This is a genomic window from Capnocytophaga sp. (assembly GCF_030532915.1).
Lineage (GTDB): Bacteria > Bacteroidota > Bacteroidia > Flavobacteriales > Flavobacteriaceae > Capnocytophaga.
In genome coordinates this window covers 1-5821 of sequence record NZ_JAUNKD010000068.1, presented here as the reverse complement: position 1 = coordinate 5821, position 5821 = coordinate 1, and the positions used below count along the sequence as shown (strand labels likewise).

Below are 5821 nucleotides of genomic sequence, written 5' to 3'. Positions count from 1 at the left end.
ACTGTGCTGAAAACCACTGCTCCAAATAGTAGAGCTACTGCTAAGAATAATTTTCTCATACTGTTAAAATTAATAATTTCACTGGGGCAAAGATAAACATTTTTTTGAAAAACAAAATTTTTTCGCTTTCATTAAAAAAAATAAAACGGAAAAGCTGTTAGCATTTATCAAAAAAGTTCCATACCTTTGTAACCTACTACAACTAACCATCCAAAAACTTCATTTTACGCTCTTTAACTTTGTAATTAATTCAATACAATAATTATATGGAGAGAAAACTATTCGTTTTGTTTGTGTTGATGCTTAGCGCCTTATCGCTTTCGGCACAGATAAAAGTAACCGGAAAGGTTACCGACCAGACTAACAGTCCGTTACCCGGAGCCAACATCTTGGTAAAAGGGACTACACGCGGCGTAGTTTCCGATTTTGACGGAAATTACCAAATTGAAGCCAAACAAGGCGATGTACTTGAATTTAGCTTCATCGGATTTCAAACCCAAACCCAAAAAGTAACAGGCAAGGGTAAATCAGTGATTATCAATATTGTTTTGCAAGAAGATGCCCAGCAACTTGACGATGTGGTGGTTGTAGGCTACGGAACGCAGAAAAAGGAAAGCCTCACCGGAGCTTTGCAAACCATCAAACAGGAAAAACTTACCGACGTCACCACGCCGTCTGTTGAAAGTATGCTCAGCGGAAAAGTTTCGGGGGTGTTTGTGGCTCCCGGCGGGCGTCCGGACCAAACCGGTGCGGTTATCATTCGTGGAAAATCAACCTTAAATGGCAGCACCTCACCGCTTTGGGTTATTGACGGGGTGATTGTGGGCACAAGTGCGGGATATTTAAATCCGGCTGATATTGAGTCAATGACCATTTTAAAAGACGCCGCCTCTACCGCCATTTACGGTTCGCAAGGAGCTAACGGGGTGATTTTGGTTACCACCAAAAAAGCCAAAGAAGGAAAATTGCAGATGCAAATTTCATTACGCCAAGGTGTTAGTAAGCTTTCTAACGGAAATTTGGAAGTGATGAACGGTGCTGAACTTTACGATTATTACAATTCGTTTTCCAACGCATCGGATATTAAATTTCCACGTTGGAATCCCGAACTTCGCAACAGCAATTTTGATTGGTGGAAAGAAGCCACTTCAATGGGTATCATACAGGATTACAGTGCCTCTATCAGTGGCGGTTCTGAAATGCTTCGTTCGTATTTTTCCGTTGGATTTTATAACGAAAAAGGTGCCGTTCGCGGGCTTGATTACAAAAAATACGATTTCCGAGCCAAAACCGATTATCAACCTTACAAATGGCTGACCATCAAACCTTCTATCTCCGGAACCATACGCACAACCGATAACAAACAGCATTCCGTAAATGCAATGTACGCCAACCTGCCGTGGGATAGTCCTTATGACCAAGACGGTAACATCGTTCCGCATCGTTCGTCTCTTTGGGTAAACAGTACGGCGACTAACTATTTGTATGATTTACAATGGAATTGGAGTGCAAGCAAAGACTTTCAAGCAACGGGCGGACTGGATTTTGACATCAAATTAAACGATTGGCTTACTTTTTCGTCCGTGAATAATTACAAGTACGCCGCTTCCTTTGCAACCGGTTATGCCGACCCGCGTTCTTCCGGAGGAAAAAGCGTAAACGGACGAATTTCTGAAAATCAAACCTATACCATTCGTCGTTACACCAACCAAATATTAAAATTTGATAAAACATTCGGTAAACACTCCGTAAATGCATTGGCAGCTTACGAGTACAATGATTATTGGCGAAAAACAATTTCGGCTTCCGGAACGGGAATAGCCCCCGGATTTTCAGTGCTTGACGTAACAACCGTACCGGAAAGAACCCGAGGCGACCTCAATGAATGGGCAGTACAGTCCGTTTTATCAAGAGCCGTGTACAGTTATGACAATCGGTATGTTTTGGAAGGTTCATTGCGTCGTGACGGAGCTTCCAATTTTGGAACTAACGCCAAATACGGAACGTTTTATTCCGTGAGCGGAAGCTGGAATTTGCATCGTGAAAATTGGTTTAAAGCCCAATGGGTGAATCTGTTAAAATTGCGTGCTTCATACGGAACGGTAGGTAGCCGCCCTAACACATTGTATCCGCAGTATGATTTGTACTCCATATCAACTTATAACAAAGCACCCGGTGTGTTGATTTCGCAAATAGGAAACGAAGATTTAACGTGGGAAAGCACCATAACCACAGGCGTGGGGCTTGATGTAATGCTTTTTGACAGAGTTTCCTTAAACTTAGATTATTATCATAAAGATATTGACAACGTGCTGTATCCGGTTCCGGTTTCGGGGCTTACCGGCGTAACGTATTTATGGCGTAACGTAGCGGCACTTTCCAACAAAGGTTTTGAGGCTACATTGGGGGCTTCGATTATTAAAAACGATGATTTCCAATGGCATATAGACGTAAACATCGGGAAAAATATCAATGAAGTGAAGCGATTGTACGGCGGTAAAGATGAAATCATTATTGGTGACGATTCAAACATTGCGGGTTCAACCAACAAACTATTACGCCCCGGTTTAGACGCCGATACCTTTTATATGGTTGAATGGGCAGGCGTTGATAAACAAACGGGTGCTCCGTTGTGGTACAAAACCGTAACCGACGCCAATGGAAACAAAACCCGCGAAACTACCTCAAAATACGCCGAAGCCGACCAAGTTACCGTGGATAACGCAACCCCTGATTTCTTTGGAGGGTTCGGGACGTCGTTTACGTATAAAAACTTCAATTTGAATGCCAATTTTGGTTTTTCATACGGCGGGAAAATCTACAATTATTCCCGAACCGAATTTGACTCGGACGGGGCTTATACCGACCGAAACCAGATGAAACTTAAAAAAGGTTGGACACGATGGGAAAAACCGGGCGACGACGCCACGCATCCCAAAGCCGTTTACGGAAACAAAAGCAATTCCAATAAAGTTTCATCACGGTTTTTGGAAGACGGAAGTTATTTAAAATTACGCTCCCTTTCAATAGGTTACAACCTTGATTTGAGTCAATATAACTTGCCGAAATTGCATTTGTCGCTCACGGGTGAGAATTTGTTTTTCATTTCGGATTATTCGGGCGTAGACCCTGAAATCCCGACCAAAAACGGTCAGGCAATCAACACCGCGGGTCCTTCTATCTATCCGGCTACACGCAAATTTATTTTTGGAATAACAGCTAACTTTTAAAATGAATATTATGAAAAAAATAATATATATATGTTTATTAATCATCGGTTTTCAATCTTGTGACATCGACCGATTTCCGCACGGAAGTATGTCTTCCGAAAAGATAGCCAAAGACCCTGACGGCTCACTCGATGGGCTGTTAAACGGCTGCTATGCTCAAATGAAGGGCTGGTCGGACGTGATGCACCGCTGCGGCGAATATGCCGGCGATAATATGATGATTCGAGGCAATTCAACCGATGCTTTTTATGAATTTATTTCCTATTCACGCACCCCGAATAATTATCGATTGCAATCATTTTGGGATAGTGGTTACAAAGTTATTGCTCAGGCATCAAACATCATTAAATTAATTCCAGAAGACGGCGCTTCGGTAGAAACGAAGAGCAAATTAGGCGAATGTTACTTCTTACGGGGATTAATGTACTTTTACCTCACGCGAGCTTATGGACGCCCTTATTCGCAAGCGCCTGAAACCAATTTGGGAGTGCCTATCGTTAACGGAACGCCCAAAGATTTGGTGAATTTGACCTTACCCGACCGTTCTTCGGTAAAAGATACCTATCAGCAAGCCATTAATGACTTACTAAAAGCCGAAGAACTTCTTTCCCGCCAACGCGGAAACGCCTACGCCTCGAAAGAAGCCGCACAGGCAATTTTATCAAGAGTTTACCTTTATATGTCAGGAACATATGAAAATCCGAATGCAACATACGCTCAACTTTCGGTTGATTACGCCACCAAAGTCATCAATTCGGGAAAATATACGTTGCTTGACCGTCAAACGTTTATGAAGTACAACACGCTTGCTCCGGAGAACAATAAAGAGTCCATTTTCGTGGTAAAGCGGGTAGCTACGGAGTTTTCGGGTTATGACCACTATTACGGTATCGGCGGGATGTATGCCAACATCGGCGGAATGGGTTGGGGCGAAATGTACGCAAGCGCCAAGTACATCAGCCTGCTTGACGAAACGGGGCGAAATGATTGGGCAAAAAATAAGATTGTAGATGCACGAGCCAATTTTATTGAGCCTCAGTATAGCGCTCCTTCCGTAGAGGTAACAATAAACGGAAAAAAAGAACTTTTTAAGCGAAAAGTTTTCCGTTTTATTCATAAAACATTTAATAAAGAAGGACAACAAACCGGTTACGGCTATATTCAGGCTCCGGTGGATTACGATTATGAAAATGACAAGTTAAAAACCCCGACTTGCAACGTCATAATCGGTAAGGAAACCACATCGTACCAACTTACGGAAATTGATGCCCTTCAAGGGATTTATTCCGTTAATTATAAAGGTGAAGTGTTGAAAGGCGTTATCGATGACGAGATAAAACTAAACCGTGCTTATCCGATGTTTTACATTGTGAAATGCTCACGCGAGGGCGAAGATTCACACTTGCATTCGCCTGTCATTTCCCGTTTGGGTGAGATTTACTTGAACCGTGCCGAAGCCTTGGCTAAATTAAGTCGTTATGGTGAAGCATTGACTGATTTGAACCTCATTCGTGAGCGTTCCATCATCGGGGGAGGCTATCCGATGCTTGATGCCGCCAATGCAGGCGAACTTATCGATAAAGAACGCCAATTGGAGTTAGCTTTCCAAGCGGAACGCAGTTATGACGTGTTCCGAAACGGAAAACCGCTTTCGCGCCGTTATCCGGGTCCGCACGATGCATTAAATGACATTTTGGCGACTGATTACCGCGTAGTGTATTACATTCCGCAAAATGCCATCAATTCATATCCGGGAACATTAACTCAAAACCCAACGCAGTAGTTTTTTTGAAATTTTATTACATAAAGAAAAAACGGGAGTGAATTTAATCATTCCCGTTTTTATTTTTTTAAGTTGTGATATGATTATTCCTTACGAAAACTACTTTTAGAAATTAGGAACTTTTTACGAATTTCCCGAGGGCTTCCAAAAGTTGGGGACGATCTTCCAAGGCAATTTTTGCCACTTTATAGAACTTCGATACCCATTTATCGAGGGCTTCAAAGGCTTTGTTCTTGTCTTTGGTGGCTTGTTGGCTTTCGCCTTTTTCTTGCAGATACGAAGCATAGACTTTTTCCACTTCGGGGAGTTCTTGAAGCTGATTTTTAACATCTTGCTCGGTCATTTTGAGCTGTTTTAAAGCCGTTAAAAGATTTGGCGTGGTATCTAAGAATTGATAGAACGCCCGCATTTCTTCCATTGACGTGGCGATGGTTCGGGCGGCACTTCCTTTGAGTTTAAGCAAGCGGAGCGCCTCTTCGTTGTCCTCAAAGACGATTCGTGCCTTTTTGCGATGCGTGGCATACGTTTTTTGTACGTTTTGGTATTTTTCCTGAAAAACCAACGACGCCGCGGACTCCTCACGTGTTTCTTTCACATTGACATCGAACATTTTACGAGCCTGGTCGTAAAGTGCTTTTCCTTCGGCTATTTTGGCATCGTCATAGCCGTATTCTGCCATTTCTATTTTTAAATCGCCTTCTTTGGAAAGGTTTTCAAACATCGCTCCGAAATTTTGGAGCATTTGCTCGTTAGATAGATAATACGTTTTCATATTTTTGACATTTTAATATTTATTTCTTTATTTTTT

Annotated in this window: 3 protein-coding genes; 2 read left to right on the top strand and 1 reads right to left on the bottom strand. The window is 42.3% G+C overall.

The window, feature by feature from the left end:
* Positions 1-266 precede the first annotated feature (266 nt).
* Both Q4D72_RS12015 and Q4D72_RS12010 read left to right on the top strand, forming a co-directional pair.
* Complete coding sequence (locus tag Q4D72_RS12015) at positions 267-3230, top strand: TonB-dependent receptor (protein WP_303078166.1); 2964 nt, start codon at positions 267-269, stop codon at positions 3228-3230.
* Positions 3231-3240: 10 nt separating this feature from the next.
* The gene (locus Q4D72_RS12010; protein ID WP_303078165.1) at positions 3241-5013 is read left to right on the top strand and encodes a RagB/SusD family nutrient uptake outer membrane protein; all 1773 of its coding nucleotides are present in this window, start codon (positions 3241-3243) and stop codon (positions 5011-5013) included.
* 112 nt (positions 5014-5125) lie between these two features.
* On the opposite strand, the gene Q4D72_RS12005 is transcribed toward Q4D72_RS12010, so the two are convergent.
* Entirely contained in the window at positions 5126-5785 is a 660-nt protein-coding gene (locus tag Q4D72_RS12005; RefSeq protein WP_303078164.1) for a hypothetical protein, read from the bottom strand.
* Between the last annotated feature and the right edge of the window lie 36 nt (positions 5786-5821).

Excerpts from the sequence above, each read along its gene's own strand:
- Q4D72_RS12010 (WP_303078165.1), top strand. The coding sequence starts at position 3,241 with ATGAAAAAAATAATATATATATGTTTATTAATCATCGGTTTTCAATCT.
- Q4D72_RS12015 (WP_303078166.1), top strand. The coding sequence starts at position 267 with ATGGAGAGAAAACTATTCGTTTTGTTTGTGTTGATGCTTAGCGCCTTA.
- Q4D72_RS12005 (WP_303078164.1), bottom strand. The coding sequence starts at position 5,785 with ATGAAAACGTATTATCTATCTAACGAGCAAATGCTCCAAAATTTCGGA.